Raw genomic sequence first — 19,153 nt, 5'->3', positions numbered from 1 at the left:
AAATCAAAAAAGCCCTAACAGAGTAGGGCTTTGATTGAACACACAATACTTTTAATTAATTACTTCTAACTGATACAAACTCTGGATAAGCATCAATACCACAATCGTGTTGATCCATACCGTTTAACTCTTCTTCTTCGGTAACACGAATACCCATGGTTTGCTTGAGGATTGCCCATACAATGAATGAAGCAATAAACACAAAACCAATAATACATAGTAGGCCAATCAACTGATTAACAATGCTGGCCTCAGCATTAGTAACAGGTACTAGCACGATACCTAGGATTCCACACACACCATGAACAGAAATAGCACCCACGGGATCATCTATCTTCGCTTTGTCCAGTGCGACAATACTAAGTATCACTAATGAGCCACCTAGTAAGCCAAATAAACACGCCATTAGTGGTGATGGTGATAATGGGTCTGCAGTAATAACCACTAAGCCTGCAAGTGCACCATTAAGTACCATGGTTAAATCGGCTTTGCCCCATAAAAGTTTACATAAGAACAAGGCTGAAATTGCCCCCATAGCTGCAGCAGCATTGGTATTAAGTAATATTTGACCTACCGCTGTTGCGTTTTCTTTATCTGAAATTAATAACTGTGATCCGCCGTTAAAGCCAAACCAACCCATCCATAAAATAAACGTACCCAATGTAGCAAGTGGCAAGTTTGAACCTGGAATTGGGTAAATTTCACCATTTTTACCATATTTACCTTTACGTGCACCCAGTAGTATTACACCCGCAAGCGCTGCAGCCGCACCAGTTGCATGTACAATTGCAGAGCCTGCAAAATCAACAAAGCCTAATTCAGATAAGAAGCCGCCGCCCCATGTCCAGTAACCTTCAATTGGGTAAATTAATCCTGTTAGTACTACAGTAAACACTAAGAAAGCCCATAACTTCATGCGCTCCGCTACGGCGCCAGATACAATAGACATGGCCGTTGCAACAAACACTACTTGGAAGAAAAAGTCAGATTCTAGTGAATGATTAGCGTCTGCCGCTTGGCTACCTATTAGGCCACCAAACGAAGGAATAACGCCGCCTTCAACATTATCTACGTACATAATGTTGTAGCCTATCAACAAAAACATAGTACACGCGATAGAATAAAGCGCGATATTTTTAGTTAGAATTTCTGTGGTATTTTTAGAGCGCACTAAACCCGCTTCTAACATTGCAAAACCGGCTGCCATCCACATGACTAAGATGCCAGACATTAAAAAGTAAAACGTATCGAGCGAAAACTTCAGCTCTATAATTGTATTTTCCATGTTGCCCCCTTAAATTGCATCATCATCAAGCTCGCCAGTACGAATACGGACGATTTGGTCTAGGTCGTAAACAAAAATTTTGCCGTCACCAATTTTGCCCGTTCCAGCGACTTTGGTAATGGTTTCTACAACGCGTTGGCAATTTTCACTACGAGTAGCAATTTCAAGTTTAATTTTAGGTATAAAGTCAACCTGATATTCAGCACCACGGTATAACTCAGTATGCCCTCTTTGACGTCCAAATCCCTTAACGTCAACCACTGTCATTCCTTCGATGCCTAAATCAGCGAGTGCTTCACGCACATCATCTAGTTTGAATGGCTTTATTATTGCACTGATCATTTTCACAAAGGCCCCCTTAGGACGCTAGCTTGTTATTGTATTTCCTCTATACAATCCAACCTTTGTGCCATTTTTAAATTAATAATAAAAACATAAACTTAAAAAAATAAATAATATATAAAACAAAAAAGCGCACCATTTAGGTGCGCTTTTTTTATGCAAAATGCAGGATTGGTGCGATATCAATGAAATACAAAGAAGGCGCTTAAAAAAAGTCTAACTATTAAACAAAGTTTATTCTTAACAGAGGTGGTTACTCGCTAACTCAACGATTATTATCGGCAGCTAGTCTCATTACTTTTGTTTTTTACTCAAATATCGCTATAACTGCAGTACATAAAATAAAAAGGGTCACTTATGAAATTTAGTCGAAGTCTATTTTTACCCATTGCCGCTATTGTGCTCACCCTAAGTAGCGCCTCGTTTGCCGATAATCAACGTCGCATTGATATTGACAGTAAAGTGGTTACCCAGCACAAAGCAAAAATAAATAATGAACGATTTTCTTACACAGTAGCAACTGGCACACAACCGGTATGGGATGACAAGGGAGACGCCATCGCAACCCTTCAATACACTTACTACACGCGCGATAAGGTCGATGATAGAACAAAGCGCCCATTACTTATTTCATTCAATGGTGGCCCAGGCTCAGCGTCAGTTTGGATGCATTTAGCATACACCGGCCCACGCGTTTTAAAAATTGACGACGAAGGCTACCCTATTCAACCTTACGGTGTTAAAGATAACCCTTACTCGGTTTTAGACGTAGCCGACATCGTTTACGTAAACCCTGTAAACACGGGTTATTCGCGTGTCGTTGAAGATAAAGATGGTAACCTTCTACCAAAGGATAAACAAAAAGAGTTATTTTTTGGTGTGAATGCCGATATAAAATATCTAGCAGAGTGGCTTAATACTTTTGTATCTCGCAATGAACGCTGGCGCTCTCCTAAATTTTTAATTGGTGAAAGCTATGGTACCACTCGTGTATCAGGCTTAGCGCATGAGCTACAAAATAGTCAATGGATGTACATTAACGGTGTTGTACTCGTTTCACCTACCGATATTGGTATTAAGCGCGACGGTCCTGTAAAAGCCGCTAACCGCCTACCTTACTTTGCAGCTACAGCCTGGTACCACAAGGCATTAAACGCTGATTTACAAGCTAAAGACTTAGACGAGCTATTACCTGAAGTGGAACAGTTTACCGTTAATGAGCTCATTCCCGCGCTTGCAAAAGGCGGATTTATTGCCCCAGATGAAAAACGTCGTATTATTAAAAAAATGGCCAAATATGCAGGTCTATCTGAAACATTTGTTAGCCAAAATAACTTAGATATTCCAACACAGTTTTTTTGGAAAGAGTTATTACGTGAACGCGGACAAATGGTCGGGCGACTGGATTCGCGCTATTTAGGGATTGATAAGCGCGATGCCGGTGAGTCACCAGATTACTGGGCAGAGCTTACATCGTGGCTGCACTCTTTTACCCCTGCAATTAACTATTATCTTCGTGAAGAGCTTAATTACAAGACCGATATCAAGTATAACTTATTTGGTAACGTTCACCCATGGGACAGAAGCGGAAACAATACCGGTGAAAATTTGCGTTTAGCTATGGCTCAAAACCCTTATTTAAATGTGATGGTTCAGGCGGGTTATTTTGACGGTGCAACCAATTACTTTGATGCTAAATACACAATGTGGCAACTAGATCCAAGTGGCAAAATGCAAAATAGATTGAGCTTTAAAGGCTACCGTAGTGGCCACATGATGTACCTACGTCATGCAGATTTAGAAAGCTCTAACAACGATTTACGCGAGTTTATAAAACAGTCTATACCTAAAGACGGCCAATCCGCTAAATACTAATGATTATGCGCTTATAACAATTAAAAAAGTGACCACTCAGGTCACTTTTTTTGTATATAACTGAGGTCATTAGCTATGCGTGCAATTACCGGTGCGAATGACGGTTGGCTTTGCTGTGTACTGCTTTGTCGTGAGTATTTCAGCTAGATTTATTAGGGTGTTAAAGGTGCTTTTTAGAGCGACTCGGTTATTTAGCCAATTGGGTATACTTCCGCCTTGTAACGCATAAACCTGATAGTCAATATGCAAGTTATTCGCTTGCTGAGTCAGTAACCACGTCGCATCTAATGTGCTTATTCTTACTACCCCTTTAGTTTGAGGTAAAAAATCAGGACGGGCATGAATACTAAGTTGAGTTTGCAACGCGCTGCGTTTTGTATAGCACGAATACGTGACTAAATCTCTATTTGCAACGGGCCAAGGGGAGTCAATAAAGCTGTAAACAAGGTTTTCTGAGGGGCTTAAATATTTCAGTAATTTTACTTTAGCAATATTTTCTATCCAGCGGGGAGCAGCATCGGTATCACTGAGTAAGGCGATTAAATCTTCTGCTGTGGTATTTTCAACCACCGTTTCAGCTTTCATTTTCAAGGTATCATCGCTCAAACGCTGAAAATAAATACTCACCCCCTGTTTACTCTCGTAAAGCTGCCAAGAGGGCTGTGAATACACATTTGTAACAAAACACAAAAGCGATAGAATAATGCACTTTTGCAACAAGTTAAGCGTGCAAAAGTGCTTAGCCATCAAAGCCAATACGGTTCTGTATCAAATGAAGCGTGTCGACTTTGCTCCATGGCACTGACTAAAAAGTCAGACTTTTGTTCCAACCATAGTTGTATTTTTGATAGTTGAGCATCTTCTTGCCCGCCACACAGCTGTTTTAAATAATCAAGCGTGCTTAGCTCATACATGCCATGAGAAATATCGAGCCAAGGAAGCCTAAATTCTAATCGTTCATCTTTATTAAACAGTGCACCTAAACAGTTACCACTGAGTAAGCTATTTTCTAACTGAGTACGAAAATTTAAATAATCATTGCCCGCTAAACTTTGCTCTTTAGGCAATAAGCGGTGTAAATTTTTCCAATCTTTATCAAATAAACGATGAGCAATATCAATAACGGGCTGCTCAGCGTTTTGTAGCTCTGCTTGGCTCCAGTCTTTACGCCACTGCTTATTTATCAGCCACGTTGTTAAGCTCAGCAATAAACGGTTGTAACGCGCACTATGAAAAAGCGCAAAAATATCATCAATACTCGGTTGTAACTCTTTTAAATCGTTAATAACTTGAGCTAAGGCGGGCGCACTGTTTATTTTTTTATAAAAAGCATGGCGCTTAGAAGTGTAAGTTTTTAACTGAATGGCATTTTCAACCCATGCTAATTCACTCAATAACCACTTTAACTCCGTTCTGAGGTGCTCGGTGCTGTCTTTACTGACAATATCATCAAATAACCAAAAGTTATGACGAATTAAACTAATACCGTCGGTCACACGTTTTAATGTTTTTAAACTTGGCTTATCAAAATAGCATTGCTCATGTTTTTGCACAAAGCGAATACCAAAGCCCATGGCTTCAATAAGTGCTTGCTCTTGAGTGGCTTGCTTAGTAAGTTTAACAAAACCGATAGATTTACTCGGTTGTAACGGTGTGTTATCCGCTAGGCGGTAGCCTCTTGCTGCTTTTGAATAAAGCCCCAAGCGCACACTGTTTTGGCTTATTAATTTATCTGCTAAAGCAAATAGCTCATCCCGGCTACCTTCGACGAGCTCTATTTCAAGCTCGCTAATAATCTCCACTTTACCCGAGGCGGCCACTTCACCTTTATCTAATACCACTTCAATTTTGGCACCATTTTGCGTTTCAATTAACCACGTACGGCGGATAAAATTAGTACTAAATATAGGGTAGAGGTTTTGTGATATAACATCAATTTGCATGCCGTGTGGCCAAATTGATGAATCAAACGCCATTAAATTAGGTCGATTTGTTTCTATGGGAAGGTTATATTCTGGACGTTGATGTAATCCCCCCACCACGTCTCCTGCAAGCTTAATTGTTTGCTCACAGCGCTCGTCTGTACAACGCGTTCTAAAACCAATATCGAGTGCTCTCAGCTCTCTGCTTGGCGTATCAAAATAAGCATTTTGCAAACTTTTAGAAGGCTTGTTTGTGACTGTTTTTGCAAATTGAGTAATTAACGAGGGGATCAGTGGAATGACGTCATCTGATACCAAAAACTTCAGTTCTATCTCAGTATCCATTAGGCTTGCGGATTACCCTTAAAATTAATAAGTGCTCAAAATAAACAAAGCAGACCTATATTGCAAATTTTTTAGTCATAAACACGCAAGCAAAATGCTTTGGTTACAATATCTATCTTGCTATTAAACTATTAAATCCATACTATCTATATACTTATGCGAAATAAAAATCACGTTCACAACGGACACTGCTAGATTAACAAGGTAGATAAATGCTAAAACACTGTTTACTATGGCTGCTTTTAACAGCCGCCCCGTTTATGAGCCAAGCAGAGGAAGCTCAATCAACGCCGCCTACTAATGCTAAAACAGCTTATATAATCGATAACTTGTATACTTTTATGCGTTCAGGCGCCAGTAAAGACTATCGCTTACTCGGTTCTATTGATGCAGGCACGCAACTGACTTTATTATCTGATGAACAAAACGGTTTTATAAAAGTTAAAGATGATAAAGACCGTGAAGGCTGGGTAGAGGCTAAATTCATCAGCGAATCAGCTGGTTTAAAGCAGCAGTATCAAGCGCTTAACAGCGAAATTAGCGCTATGCAAAATAAATTACGCCAAGCGCAAGTAGAATTACCTGAACTACAAGAACAAAACTCACAGCTAAGCGAACAAAATGCTCAGCTGTTAGCACAAATAAGTCAATTACAAGACTCGCTTGCTCAAGAACAACAATTAAAGCAAGCAACCAGTGCTAAAGAAAAGCGTCAGCTACTCACTTATGGTGGTGCTATTGCATTTTTAGGTTTGTTCTTAGGAATTATTTTAACTATTGTGTTATCGCGCAGAAAACGCTATGAAGGTTGGGCGTAAGCGCCACCTATATTGCAGGCATAAAAAAAGCATCAAAAAGATGCTTTTTTTATGCCTGCAATTTTTTATACCTGCAATAATGTACTCAAAGGTTACATATCTAAACGCAGTCCAGGATCTTGTTTTATTTTTTCTATTACCATGTAAGTGTGGTGTGTACCCACTCCCGGAATATCGACCAAATCACCTAATACTTCTCTGTATTCGTCCATATTAGAGACACGAATTTTTAATAAATAGTCGTAACCACCCGCTACCATGTCACATTCAACAACCTGCTTAATTTTAAGAATGTGTTCGCGAAACACTTTAAATACCGCTGTATTTGAGGTGACTAACGATACCTGCACATGCGCCACTAAGCTTTGATTAAGCTTTTCCTCGCTTAACTTTGCAAAATATCCCTCAATGTAGCCTTCTTGCTCCAGACGTTTAACTCTATCTAAACAAGGACTAGGACTTAAATTCACTTGTTTTGCGAGGTTAACATTTGAAATTCTACCATTGCGCTGCAAAACGTCTAAAATTGATATATCGATACGATCAAGCAGGCGTAATCTATTCGGATTAGTCATATCAGTATTTTATATGGATAAGTTAATAATATGCCCTGTAAATTATCGTAAAACGGCAAAATTAACCAGCATATTCTGCTGGATTTTAATTAGAATGCACGCTTTACACCAACAACATTTAGCGGTAATTAACAATTACCCTAAGTCTTAACACTCCTGAGGGTTGCTTATGTTATTCAATGGCGATTTAACAACGACTTGTCCGATCAGACAAAAGATCCGTGACTTCTACCGTATAGATGAAAATGCGGTTATTGATCACATTTTACCACTTGCAGAAGTCGGTGTTAAAGCACGAAGCCGTGCATGGGAAAGAGCTCGCCAAATAGTTTTAAACATTCGTAAAGACCAAGACGGTCAAAGCGGTGTTGATGCGCTATTAAATGAATTTTCACTATCGAGTGAAGAAGGTGTGGTATTAATGTGTTTAGCCGAAGCGCTGCTTCGTGTTCCTGATAAAGCAACTCAAGAAACATTAATACGTGATAAATTAGCAAACGGCGATTGGAGCTCTCACTTAGGTAGTAGTGACTCTTTATTCGTTAATGCCTCGTCTTGGGGATTATTAGTAACCGGTAAAATGGTTAACTATAACGACAAGACTAAAGAGCAACAGTTTGGCATACTCAAAAAAACCATTGGTCGTTTAGGCGAGCCAGTTATACGTAAGTCTGTTAACTTTGCTATGAAGATAATGGGCAAACAGTTCGTAATGGGTCGTACCATTAACGAAGCGATTGAGCGTGCTGCTGAAAAAGAGCAAAAAGGCTATGTATATTCTTACGATATGCTAGGCGAAGGTGCTCGCACAATGAAAGACGCCAAGCGTTACTTTGATAGTTACATGAATGCGATTCATGCTATCGGTAAAGCCGCAAATGGCCGTGGTCCAATAAAAAGCCCAGGTATTTCTGTAAAGTTATCGGCTATTCACCCTCGATATGAGTTCACTCATAGAGAGCGTGTAATGGAAGAAATCGTTCCAAAACTAAAAGAACTAGCCCTTGCCGCTAAAAAATACGATATCGGCTTTACTGTTGATGCAGAAGAAGCTGACCGTTTAGATATTTCTCTTGATGTTATTGAGGCAGTATTTAGCGATGACGATTTAGGCGATTGGCAAGGTTTTGGTTTAGCGGTTCAGGCTTATCAAAAACGCGCTATTTTTGTTATTGAATGGCTGACCGACCTAGCAACCCGTGTGGGTCGTAAAATGATGGTGCGTTTAGTAAAAGGCGCATACTGGGATACAGAAATCAAAACCACACAACAAGATGGTTTAGATTATTTCCCGGTGTTTACCCGTAAAGCAACCACGGATGTATCATATAAAGCGTGTGCGATTAAAATGCTTGAAGCACGTGATGTACTTTACCCGCAATTTGCAACACACAACGCCTACACCGCAGCGACTATTTTAGAAGTAGCCAAAGGTGATAACCAAGGTTTTGAATTCCAACGTCTTCACGGTATGGGTGAATCTTTATTTGACCAAATCGTTGATGAAGAAAAAATTCAGTGCCGCGTATACGCACCGGTCGGCCAACACGAAGACCTACTTGCTTACCTTGTACGTCGTTTACTTGAAAACGGCGCCAACTCGTCATTTGTAAATGCCATTGTAGATACCACACAACCGGTTGAAGCATTATTGCCAGATCCTGTTGAAACACTGCAAGGTTTACGTAATAAATACAACACACAGATAAAAATGCCAATTGATTTATACGGTGAAGAACGTGCCAATTCAAAAGGTATGGACTTAACTGATATTAACGTGATCACCCCGTTTAAAGAAAATTTAGACACTTGGTTTGAAGAGCATTTAATTGATGAAAGCCAAGTACCAGAGGGCGCGCTGGCAGTTAAAAACCCTGCAAACCATAAAGAAATTATTGGCCATATAAAATTACAAAATAGCGATGAAATGAAAGTGTTGCTAGCCAACGCTGAAACCGCATTTGAATCATGGTCACAAACACCGGTAAAAGAGCGCGCCAATTTATTACGTCGCGTTGCTGATATTTTAGAGCGCCATCACGATGAGCTTGTTGCTATCTGTATTAAAGAAGCAGGTAAAGTAGCACAAGATGGTATTGATGAAGTACGTGAAGCCGTTGATTTTTGTCGTTACTACGCAGCCCGTGCTGAAGAGCTTGCGCAAGATGAACGCTTTGAAGCCCGTGGTGTTATTTTATGTATTAGCCCATGGAACTTCCCGCTCGCTATTTTCTTGGGTCAAGTTGCAGCGGCCATTGTTACTGGTAACACGGTTATTGCAAAACCAGCAGAGCAAACCAGCTTAATCGCACTACGTGCCATTGAATTAATGCTATCAGTTGGTTTACCTGAGCACGTTGTACAACCTGTCATTGCTCGCGGTAGCGAAGTAGGTAAAACCATTGTTCCTGATGAGCGTATTCAAGCTGTTATGTTTACTGGTTCAACTGAAACGGGCACGCTTATCTCGCAAACATTAGCGGCACGTAACGATATTCAGGTGCCTTTAATTGCAGAGACTGGCGGCCAAAACTGTATGATTGTTGACTCAACAGCGCTTCCTGAGCAAGTTGTTGATGATGTTATCAGTTCTGGTTTCCAAAGTGCGGGTCAACGTTGTTCAGCATTACGCGTACTCTTTATTCAAGAAGACGTAGCTGATGGCATTATCGATATGCTTAAAGGCGCACTTGCTGAGTTGCATATTGGCGACCCATCATTACTCTCTACAGACGTAGGCCCAGTAATAGATGAAAAAGCGCTTAAAACACTCAACGACCATGTTGAATACCTCAAGGGTAATGCAACACTTCACTATGAGTGTAAAATTCCTGATAACAGCGAAAATGGCGCATTTTTCTTTGCACCACGTTTATACGAAATTAAAGACTTATCGGTATTGAAACGTGAAGTATTTGGCCCGTGTGTGCATGTTATTCGCTTTAAATCGAGTGAGCTTGATAGTGTTGTCGACCAAATCAACAACACAGGTTACGGCTTAACAATGGGTATTCATTCTCGCATTGAAGAACGTTGTGAACATTTAGCGAAAATGTCGCGTGCAGGTAACGTATACATCAACCGTAATATGATTGGTGCCATTGTTGGCGTGCAACCGTTTGGTGGCCGTGGACTCTCTGGTACTGGCCCTAAAGCCGGTGGACCAAACTACCTACAACGCCTAATAAAAGAAAAAGCTTCACCAGATAACGTACAAATGACTAACCTAACGCCAGATGAGCTTGATTTACACCACTACAGTGGCGCAAATGAGCAAGTAGAAAAGCTGATGGTTAACTCTATGCGCGATGAAAAAATCTGGCGTGCAACGCCACTGAATGATCGTGTTTCTGCGGTACGTCAGTTATTAGCGAAAGTAGCGACGGTTGAAATTATTGACGACCTCGCGGACGATTTAGCGTTAACACTTGCCGATGCTCGCGCTCAGTTAAACCGCTTAGAAAAGCACATGCGTAAATATACAACATTGCCAGGGCCAACAGGTGAGTCGAATACACTTCACCTTGAAGCACGTGGTTGTGTGGTTTGTTACGCAGATAAAAGCACCTCATTTAACTTTTGGGCACTGTCGATTATTACCGCACTAGCGGCTGGTAATACGGTCATTACTGTTGCATCTGAAATATTTTACGACGAAGCGGTTGCCTTTAGAGATAAGTTTATTGCAACCGGCGTTGCTGAAGGTGTTTTCCAAGTAGCTAAACCAAACCAGTTACAAGCTATATTGGCACACCCTCACCTAGCGGGTGCGGTAGTTGCTGCACGTTCTTCTCGCTTAGGCTACTTCAGCCAACAGCTTGCACAACGTAAAGGCGCAATACTGCCAGTGATCAGCTCAGAGTATTACGACACGCTAATTAAGCGCCTTATTACTGAAAAAACAATCAGTATCGATACAACGGCATCAGGCGGTAATACCTCGTTAATGACGCTTGTTGAAGATGATGAATAGAAAATAGTCATCATTTAATTAAAAAGGCATCAATTTGATGCCTTTTTTTATTTCTAAATGTGAATTTATTTGTTACTTTCTCTAATCATATTTGTTAATTAGAGTTCACTTTGAAAACCATTCCTACTACACAGCTAAAACCTGGTATGTTTGTACAAAAAGTTGTTAAGCAAACTGGTAATATTAGAATAAAAAACCAAGGCTGGGTTAAAACTCAAAGTGGAATTGATAAATTAATAAAATCTGGCATTTTAGAGGTTGAAATCGATCCTGATAAAATGCTCACCTCTGAAGAATCTGAAACACAACCAACGCCTGCTACTAAGCACGAAATCAAAAAGCGCGATCCATGGTTAATAACCCACAGCGCTGAGCAAGAAATGAGTAAAGCTAAAAAGCTTTACGATGAAGCAAAAAACTTACAAACCAAAGCATTTGGCGATATAGAATCTGGCCGCACTGTTGATGTTGCTCCTTTTAGGGAGCTGGCTAGCGGGTTTATTGACTCCGTCTTTAGAAATCAAGATGCGCTGGCGTGCATTACGCAAATGCGCCAAAAAGATGCCTATTTATTAGAGCACTCGATAAATGTGTCTATTTTAATGAGTATTTTTGCAAAACATCTCAATATTGAAAAACCAATCATTGAAGAACTTGCAACAGGTGCCCTATTGCATGATATGGGAAAAATAAAAATACCTGACGCGATTCTCAACAAACCAGGTCGCTACAGTGACGAAGAATTTAAAGTGATGCAAAATCATGCGCGCTTTAGCAAAGAAATACTAGAAGACGCAGGATTAACGGGGATTGCTGTTGATATCGCAGGTATGCACCATGAGCGCTTAGATGGCAAAGGCTACCCCTTTGGTAAAAAGGGCGATGAAATAAGCCAGTACGTTCGTATGGCCTCTATTGTTGATGTTTATGATGCATTAACCGCTGAACGCGTTTATAAAGCGGGTATGGAGCCGATTAAGGCGTTTAAAATATTAAAACAAGGTTGCCCTGATAGCTTTGATGGCGTGCTACTTAATAAGTTTATTCAATGCATTGGTATTCACCCAGTGGGCACGCTGGTAAAACTTTCCAGCCAAAAAGTGGGGCTGGTGACCCAAAGTAATCCTGCAACACCATTAAAACCAGTCGTAAAAACGTTTTTTAATGCCAAACATGGGCGTTACACTGAAGTTCAAGATATTGACTTATCAAGCAAAAGAACACAAGACACGCTTGAATCAGCAGTGAAACCCAAAGAATATAATATAGATTTAGAGGGTTTTTATAAGCACTCTATCTTTAGTTAATTGGCCACTACTGTGGCCAATCTTGCAGAGCTTTTAAGCTAAATTCATAGCCATCAAAATCAAGTACGCTCTGATCCGGTGCTATTTCTAGCACCCTCAATGCACCAATAGACTCCCCTTCATATAGCTCTCTGCCATTGAGTTTTATCCAGCGCTTATCTGCTGTCGACGAATAAATATGTGCCTGATATTTGATGCTTGGCAACATACTTTGTAGGCCATCCGGCAGTAGCTCAACGGGTTGTACCCGTGATGAATGACGAGAGCCTTGAGTTACTTCGTAGTCGGCTGTTGTTTCTGTGTCATTAACGGCTTGCGCAAACGCATTTTTAAGCGTGTCGGGAACCGTATCTAGTTCAGCGGTTGATTCTGGCTGAGCAGGCACATTTTGATTAAGTGGTTTACCTAACACTTTGTATTTACTCAACTCATCGGCACTGAGTGTTCTTTTCGTTGGCTGAGTTGGTGCACTTTGCGGTTGGCTGCTCGGTGATTGAAAACTAGATGAAACGTTATTCTGCGCCGAGAAATTTTGCGTTTGCCCTTGAGACGCTTGATTAACGCTCATAGGTAAATATTGTCCTTGTGGCGTAAGCAACATTTGCTGCACACCCGTTGGGGTTTGTACATAAACCAACTGCCCTGCCAGTGGCACAGAATTGTTAGGCGCAGCTGTTACAAGGGGCGCTTGAGGGGTTGTTACTGTTTGAGCAACCGTTCTTTGTACCTCTTCTTCGCTTGTTGGTTTTTCTACAACCCCTGACTCTTTTTGACTAAGGTCATTTTGAACAGGCTCATTTTTAACGGTTACGTTTTCTTGTTGCGCCCACTTGCCGACAAAGAAGCCACTGCCCAATATACCCGTTGCCAATAAACTTCCTGCGAGTAAAAAACTAATTCGACGATAGGTCATCAACTGGCGTTGTTGTTTTAATTGTTGCGCTTGCAAGTCATATTGCTCAGCGCTCATAGTATCGTGCTTTGACTGCTTTAACGCATCTAATAAATAAGACATGAATCACCTAACTAAAAAATAAAAGACAGGCCAATTCCTGCACCAAAAAGCATTAACGCAGCAGCGCTATAAGGCCAAATCGAACCTGTTTTACTCACCTTATTATTTGTAACAATAAAGTCGATAGGTAAAGATTCACTCGCCGCTTGCTTAACAATATCACTGCCAACAATTTCTTGTTGTTTCGAAAATGCCCCTACTAATGCGCGTTCACACACCAGATTCATTAATCGTGGCACACCGCCTGTGAGCTGATGCACCATTTGCATTGCTTCCATTGAAAATATTTTCTTGTCACAACCTGCAATATGCAGCCGATGTTGAATATAAGCAATGGTTTGCCCTGGTGTTAGTGCTAACAAGTGATATCTGGCAGTAATACGCTGTGCCAGTTGCCTTAACTCATTTCGCTTTAGAAGTACCTGTAACTCAGGCTGCCCAACTAATACTATTTGTAATAACTTTTTATGGTCGGTTTCGATATTGGTTAATAAGCGAAGTTGTTCAAGCACATCGGGGGCAAGTAGCTGTGCTTCATCAATAATTAAAATAGTATGCCCCCCCGCTTTATTATTAAACTCAAGGTGCTTTTTAATCACATCCGTTAGACTTTTCAGCGTGGCATTTTTGGCGTCGTAAGTTATTTGTAATTCATCGCAAATACTGGCTAACAGTTCAAGTTCTGATAACGCAGGATTATGGATCATGGCTACTTGGGTATTTTCAGGCAGTCGCTCTAACATACTACGTGTTATGGTGGTTTTACCCGTCCCCACTTCACCAGTTAGCAGCACAAAGCCACCGTCTTCACCTAGTCCATAGGTAAGGTGTGCTAATGCTTCTTTGTGGCGTTCACTTAAAAATAAGTAGTGGGGATTAGGCGAAATTGAGAATGGTTTTTCTTGTAAACCAAAATAGCTTAAATACACCTTTATAGTCCTTGGTCGTTAATTCACGGCCTATAATGGCAAAAAAATAGCCTGGGTGACAACTACAACCAGGCTTTATTATTAAAATAGTGTAAATAAAAAGGCTAAACTAAATAAAAGCGCATTTTTAGATTCGCTAATATATTAATTAACTACTTCTCATAGCGTACTAGGCGTAAATATACGTTACTTGTTTTAGCATGTAAGCTATTTAAACCACTGGAGAATTGATAAACCCATGCCGAATTTATATTGCTAATACCCGAGGTATTAGACCAATAATTTTGCGACTGCGTTGCTAAAAAAATACCCGCATTAATACTTGGATCGGTACAACGGTGATCTACTATACTAGCTAACTCTTTAATACTCGGCACTTGCCAGTCGTTATAATTTGCCGTGGTGTCATTAAGTGCGCCTTTAAGTGAAGCTTGCCAATTTAATGGTTGAGTATCGCCATCGCAGCTAGTTGTTTCGCTATTATAAACTTGACCATAGTTACAGCGCTGCCACATTAGCCCTGTTTTAGTATCTGACACAGTGCCATCAATATTAATCACAAATCGGTCGGTATCATCGCTAGTCGCTACCTCTTCATAACACTGCTGCGCTGCAAGTGACTGGCATAATCCCAAGGCTAATAACATAGAGACTTTAATTAATTTCATAATAATCACCTTAACGATTTCTAACTAAGCGCACGTAAGCGGTATTATCTTTTGGATAGGCTAAATCATTGCCATCCATCATATCGATAGTGTAAGCCTGAGATAAACTGGCACCATCAACAGCCGTTTGCGAAGTCCAGTAGCGTAAATGCCCTACACTGTTAGTCGATGGTGTATTAGGGAAAAATGCAGTATCTATCAATACGTTTTGCCCTTGTTTACCGTAATCAATTAAACCTAAAAGTTCAGTATAAGTGGGTAAACGCCAGTTACTGCCGCCACAAAAATCAAGCGCATTAACTTCATCAATATAGGTTTGTAATCCACAATCAGTATCGCTCGGGCATGTGGTATTATCACTACCCGCTACATCGCCACTATTGACAGTCCCTTGCCAAATATAACGGTTTTGTCCATCACGCAACGAAGTATTTGGTAACACACCGGAATAAGGGCTTTTCACTTCCCAAACAAGGCCGGTAGTATTATCACGAATACAGCTAAAGTTTTGCGCATCATCGAGAAGCTCATCGGCAAACTCATTAAGTTTGGTGTAATCAAAAGCCAGATTCCCTTTACCCACTTTACCTAAACGACTGGCAAAACTATCGCGCCCAAGATCAGCATCTTGAGCTGGAAATTCATCATTATTACAATTAATTCGCTGAGTATTGTTATAACACTCTCCTACCCCTGTATCATTTATTAACCCAAGCGCTTTGGGTGTTACATCAATAAATACGGTATCTGTGTCGGTGCGCCCTTTTAAGTCCATAACTTGTACTTCAAAGCTAAGCGTTGCATTTAAATCAATATCAGAGGCAAAAAAGCTGGCAGTACATGACTGTGATTCAATCAGGGTTTCTGTATTACCGGTAAGTTGTTGCCACTTACATTGATAAGATTGAGTTGCCGCTTCACTGGCTGTGGCATCTAAAATAACCTTATCAAACTCTTCTACTGTTTGATTAGCGCCTGCATCGGCAATAATCACTTGAGCTGTTTTATTAAGGGTCATATCAAATTGTGATGCAGATACTCCGCCCTCATCATCTGTTACGGTGAGCTGCCATTTTAAGTTGGTGTTATTTTCTAATAATGGATGAGGAAAACTAAGCGTTGGATTGGTATAGCTATCAATTGTTAAATCCGGCCCTGACAATAATTGCCACAAATAACTGCTAATTTCGCCATTTTCATCGGGGTCTGTGGAAGTTAAACCACTAAGGGTTACAGTATCCTTATAAACTGAGGGCAAGTTTGCAGGAGCAACTTGAGTAACAACAGCAAGAGGAAGCTGATTATTAGAGGCAATGAAAACACTCAAGTCGTCATTCACTAAACTGCCATCTGACGTTTGATAGCTAACTCTTAATACCAGTTCACTGTCAGACTTTACATCTGGTGCAGTAATGGTTTGTTCAGCCCCTTCAAGCGGAAACACATCTATAATAGGGCCACTTACACGCTGCCAAGTAAATGTACCATCTGCAGGAGAGCCTTTTGCAGAAATAGTAAACTCTGATTTTTCTACAACTTGAAGATCGTTACCTGCAAATACTGATGTTTTTATATCACTGTTATCAGCACCGCCTCCCCCTCCGCATGCAGCCAAAAGCAAGCATGACATAAGTGGTATTAACGAAATTACTCTCATACTCAGCACCTTTTTGTCTTAAAATTATCTAATAAAACTATTAAGCAAAAAAAATGCCATTATAAATTATAAATAGCTATCTTGATGAATACGAACAAATAATTTAGTGCCAACTTTACTGTAATCTACTTTATATTCGCGGCCATCTAAGGATTGAATAAACAACAATTGTTTTTCTTCGCTAAATACATCAGCACTAGTAATATAAACAACGTCGAGGTAACGCTCTTTTGCATCTCGGCGGTTTTTTGGCAGTTCTTCTTTAAATGGCTCAAGACCATTACCTGTTACTTTAATTTTAGGGTGAGTCTCACCATTAACAATCACTAAATCTAGTTTTCTGTCTTTATGTATTATGGTGTTTCGACCACTTTTAATGAAAGATCTGTCTTGGCTCATAGTTATTCCTAATCCCGCAGTGAGTGCTTATATTATTATTTACACTGCGACTTTATAAACTGAGAGGGATCGCGCTTCCATTTATTTAAATTTGCGCTAAATTCCCAAATATCACTTTCTATTACACTCGCTGGTAACAGTAAGTCATACCCTGTTAAAAGCTGAAGATGTTTAGCCCTATTAGCAAACATCGCTATAAGCCCATTATAGTCAATTCCTTTTTTTGACCTATATTTATTATCTTCAACTAACCATTCTGATGGGCAATGCCCATTTTTGCAATTTTTTTGAACAACTTGCATAAAGAAATGTCGCTGCTCTATCAACAATTTACCCGCAATTCTTGGAGCTAAAGCAGACAAGAATGAATCTATATCATTTAACTTAATACCAATCGCATTAAGCTCAAGGTAATCAATGCCATTATCAACCTTAGGTATACCACAATGGTGCAAATTCTCTGGGTGTATATGCCATTGTCCATACTTATGCTGATATATTAATTGCTGCTCAGTTAAAATAATACTATAAAAAGGTTCTTGTGTTTTAAAAAAGCCAATTAAAATTGCAGCAATACATAAACTTACTAAAAAAATTTCGATAATACTTATTTCGCCTGGGCGTAATAAATTAAACAGCATGATAATAATCAAGCCAATGCTGCCGACCACTAATATTTCAATTCCATTTTTAGCGCCTTGCGCTCGGTATTTTAGTATTTGTTTATTTATATTAGCCATACTGAAAAAACGCCATATAAAATATAAACATAATAATAGCCCACAATACTAACTTTCTCAGCGTTAAACAGCGTTTGCATGATGTTTTAAAGCTCATCAATTAACTCCCATTATTACTGTTAAATATGCGCAATGACTAAGTATCAGTTATTTTTACGCTTAACGCACAAATTAATGAGATACATAACCGCCTTTTTTTGTCCTGATTTCGTACAATACTTATAATCTATTTTCAGGTATGAAAACAATGCACTCTAAACAATCAGGTAAAGCCTTATTTCCATTTATTATTTCGTTACTAATAATTTTTAGCGTTTATTTGTATTTTCCCGCATCACAGGGCGAGCAAGCCAATTACTCGGCAATGACAACGCAAGTCTCTGCCCACACGGTAAGATCGCAAGAAAACGCAATTATGATTGAAGCCATTGGCAGTGCTCGTGCTAATCAGGCTATCTACATTAAAAGCGCCCAAAACGATTATGTCACTAGCATTTACTTTGAAGATGGCGACTTGGTCAGCAAAGGACAAAAATTAGTACAACTGCAAAACCAACAAGAACAATTTGCAGTAAAAGAACTTAGCATTAATTTACAAGAAGAAAAACGTCAATTAGCCAGACTGACCGAGCTTTCTCGCTCGCAAGCGACGGCCAAGTCATTGCTTGAAGAACAACTCGCTCGCGTTGATGCCAGCGAAGCACAACTTGAAAGTGCTAAAACCAAACTCAATGAAATGGCCATCACCGCGCCTTTTTCTGGGTTACTGGGGAAACGCGAAATATCGGTGGGTGCGTATATTAATAATAGTACTGTGATCACAACCCTCGATGACATTAGTATTATAAAAGTTGATTTTAAAGTGCCTGAAAAGTATTTAGCTCAATTGAAAAACGGAATGATTGTTCGCACTCAAAACGATGCTTACCCTGATCAAACCTTCAGCGGTAAAGTAACCCATATAAGCTCACGTATCGACTCAATCACTCGCAGTGTAGAAGTAACAGCCAGTTTTGCTAATAAATCAGGTTTACTTCGCCCAGGTATGTTGCTTAAAACTGCACTAGAGCTAAGCAGTAACCAAGCGCTGATGGTGCCTGAAAAGGCCATTATTCCTCTGCAAGATAAGCATTACGTTTTTCAAATTGAAGATGGCATAGCAAACCGTAAAGAAGTACATGTTGCAAGTAGAAATAATGGCTGGGTTGCGATAGACAAAGGGTTAAGTAATGGCGAGCAAATTGTTACCGAGGGAATAATTAAAATTCGCTCAGGTAGTAAAGTAAGCGTTAAGGGGTAACAC

16 protein-coding genes are annotated in these 19,153 nt (G+C 40.0%); 5 read left to right on the top strand and 11 right to left on the bottom strand.

Translation table 11 applies throughout. From position 1 onward, the window contains the following. Window positions 1-55: 55 nt before the first annotated feature. Window positions 56-1,285 carry an ammonium transporter gene (locus PISS_RS04130; RefSeq protein ID WP_016899363.1) on the bottom strand — a complete coding sequence of 410 codons (1,230 nt, stop codon included), beginning with the start codon at window positions 1,283-1,285 and terminating at the stop codon, window positions 56-58. Window positions 1,286-1,294: 9 nt separating this feature from the next. Further along, the gene (locus tag PISS_RS04125; RefSeq protein WP_010391070.1) at window positions 1,295-1,633 is read right to left on the bottom strand and encodes a P-II family nitrogen regulator; all 339 of its coding nucleotides are present in this window, start codon (window positions 1,631-1,633) and stop codon (window positions 1,295-1,297) included. Window positions 1,634-1,984: 351 nt separating this feature from the next. On the opposite strand from PISS_RS04125, the gene PISS_RS04120 reads away from it, so the two are divergent. Then, window positions 1,985-3,502 (top strand): S10 family peptidase, encoded by a 1,518-nt coding sequence (locus PISS_RS04120; protein WP_058154294.1) that lies wholly within the window; start codon window positions 1,985-1,987, stop codon window positions 3,500-3,502. 69 nt (window positions 3,503-3,571) lie between these two features. Here PISS_RS04120 and PISS_RS04115 read toward each other — a convergent pair whose 3' ends face one another. Together PISS_RS04115 and PISS_RS04110 are read right to left on the bottom strand one after the other, a co-directional pair. Further along, on the bottom strand, window positions 3,572-4,249 hold the full coding sequence (locus PISS_RS04115; protein ID WP_058154293.1) for an START domain-containing protein: 678 nt from the start codon (window positions 4,247-4,249) through the stop codon (window positions 3,572-3,574). Continuing rightward, window positions 4,249-5,769 (bottom strand): CYTH and CHAD domain-containing protein, encoded by a 1,521-nt coding sequence (locus PISS_RS04110; protein ID WP_058154292.1) that lies wholly within the window; start codon window positions 5,767-5,769, stop codon window positions 4,249-4,251. The genes PISS_RS04115 and PISS_RS04110 overlap by 1 nt, the downstream gene beginning before the upstream one ends. Window positions 5,770-5,981: 212 nt before the next feature. Here PISS_RS04110 and PISS_RS04105 point away from each other — a divergent pair, with 212 nt between their 5' ends. Then, window positions 5,982-6,587 (top strand): TIGR04211 family SH3 domain-containing protein, encoded by a 606-nt coding sequence (locus PISS_RS04105; protein WP_058154291.1) that lies wholly within the window; start codon window positions 5,982-5,984, stop codon window positions 6,585-6,587. 92 nt (window positions 6,588-6,679) lie between these two features. On the opposite strand, the gene PISS_RS04100 is transcribed toward PISS_RS04105, so the two are convergent. Beyond that, window positions 6,680-7,162, bottom strand: a complete 483-nt coding sequence (locus PISS_RS04100; RefSeq protein ID WP_016899359.1) for a winged helix-turn-helix transcriptional regulator — start codon at window positions 7,160-7,162, stop codon at window positions 6,680-6,682. 169 nt (window positions 7,163-7,331) lie between these two features. Here PISS_RS04100 and putA point away from each other — a divergent pair, with 169 nt between their 5' ends. After that, the gene (gene putA / locus PISS_RS04095) at window positions 7,332-11,135 is read left to right on the top strand and encodes a bifunctional proline dehydrogenase/L-glutamate gamma-semialdehyde dehydrogenase PutA (protein WP_013464326.1); all 3,804 of its coding nucleotides are present in this window, start codon (window positions 7,332-7,334) and stop codon (window positions 11,133-11,135) included. 110 nt (window positions 11,136-11,245) lie between these two features. Next, complete coding sequence (locus PISS_RS04090) at window positions 11,246-12,442, top strand: cyclic di-GMP phosphodiesterase (protein WP_033104047.1); 1,197 nt, start codon at window positions 11,246-11,248, stop codon at window positions 12,440-12,442. A 7-nt stretch (window positions 12,443-12,449) separates the two neighbouring features. Here PISS_RS04090 and PISS_RS04085 read toward each other — a convergent pair whose 3' ends face one another. The 6 genes from PISS_RS04085 to PISS_RS04060 form a co-directional block, all read right to left on the bottom strand. After that, entirely contained in the window at window positions 12,450-13,457 is a 1,008-nt protein-coding gene (locus PISS_RS04085) for a general secretion pathway protein GspB (RefSeq protein ID WP_058154290.1), read from the bottom strand. Between the two features lie 11 nt (window positions 13,458-13,468). Continuing rightward, the gene (locus tag PISS_RS04080; RefSeq protein WP_058154289.1) at window positions 13,469-14,386 is read right to left on the bottom strand and encodes an ExeA family protein; all 918 of its coding nucleotides are present in this window, start codon (window positions 14,384-14,386) and stop codon (window positions 13,469-13,471) included. A gap of 152 nt (window positions 14,387-14,538) precedes the next feature. Then, window positions 14,539-15,054 carry an Lcl C-terminal domain-containing protein gene (locus tag PISS_RS04075; protein ID WP_016899354.1) on the bottom strand — a complete coding sequence of 172 codons (516 nt, stop codon included), beginning with the start codon at window positions 15,052-15,054 and terminating at the stop codon, window positions 14,539-14,541. Window positions 15,055-15,064: 10 nt separating this feature from the next. Continuing rightward, a complete protein-coding gene (locus tag PISS_RS04070) occupies window positions 15,065-16,711 on the bottom strand; it encodes an Lcl C-terminal domain-containing protein (RefSeq protein ID WP_058154288.1) in 1,647 nt (548 codons plus the stop codon). Window positions 16,712-16,777: 66 nt separating this feature from the next. After that, window positions 16,778-17,110 (bottom strand): hypothetical protein, encoded by a 333-nt coding sequence (locus tag PISS_RS04065; RefSeq protein ID WP_013464320.1) that lies wholly within the window; start codon window positions 17,108-17,110, stop codon window positions 16,778-16,780. A gap of 35 nt (window positions 17,111-17,145) precedes the next feature. Then, window positions 17,146-17,850 carry a DUF2982 domain-containing protein gene (locus PISS_RS04060; protein ID WP_016899352.1) on the bottom strand — a complete coding sequence of 235 codons (705 nt, stop codon included), beginning with the start codon at window positions 17,848-17,850 and terminating at the stop codon, window positions 17,146-17,148. A 247-nt stretch (window positions 17,851-18,097) separates the two neighbouring features. Between PISS_RS04060 and PISS_RS04055 the strand changes: the two genes are divergently transcribed. Beyond that, a complete protein-coding gene (locus PISS_RS04055) occupies window positions 18,098-19,150 on the top strand; it encodes an efflux RND transporter periplasmic adaptor subunit (RefSeq protein WP_008465994.1) in 1,053 nt (350 codons plus the stop codon). The last annotated feature ends 3 nt before the right edge of the window (window positions 19,151-19,153 follow it).

Origin of the sequence: Pseudoalteromonas issachenkonii, assembly GCF_002310795.1 — a bacterium.
GTDB classification, from domain to species: Bacteria; Pseudomonadota; Gammaproteobacteria; order Enterobacterales; family Alteromonadaceae; genus Pseudoalteromonas; species Pseudoalteromonas tetraodonis.
This window is presented reverse-complemented; position numbering and strand designations above follow the sequence as displayed.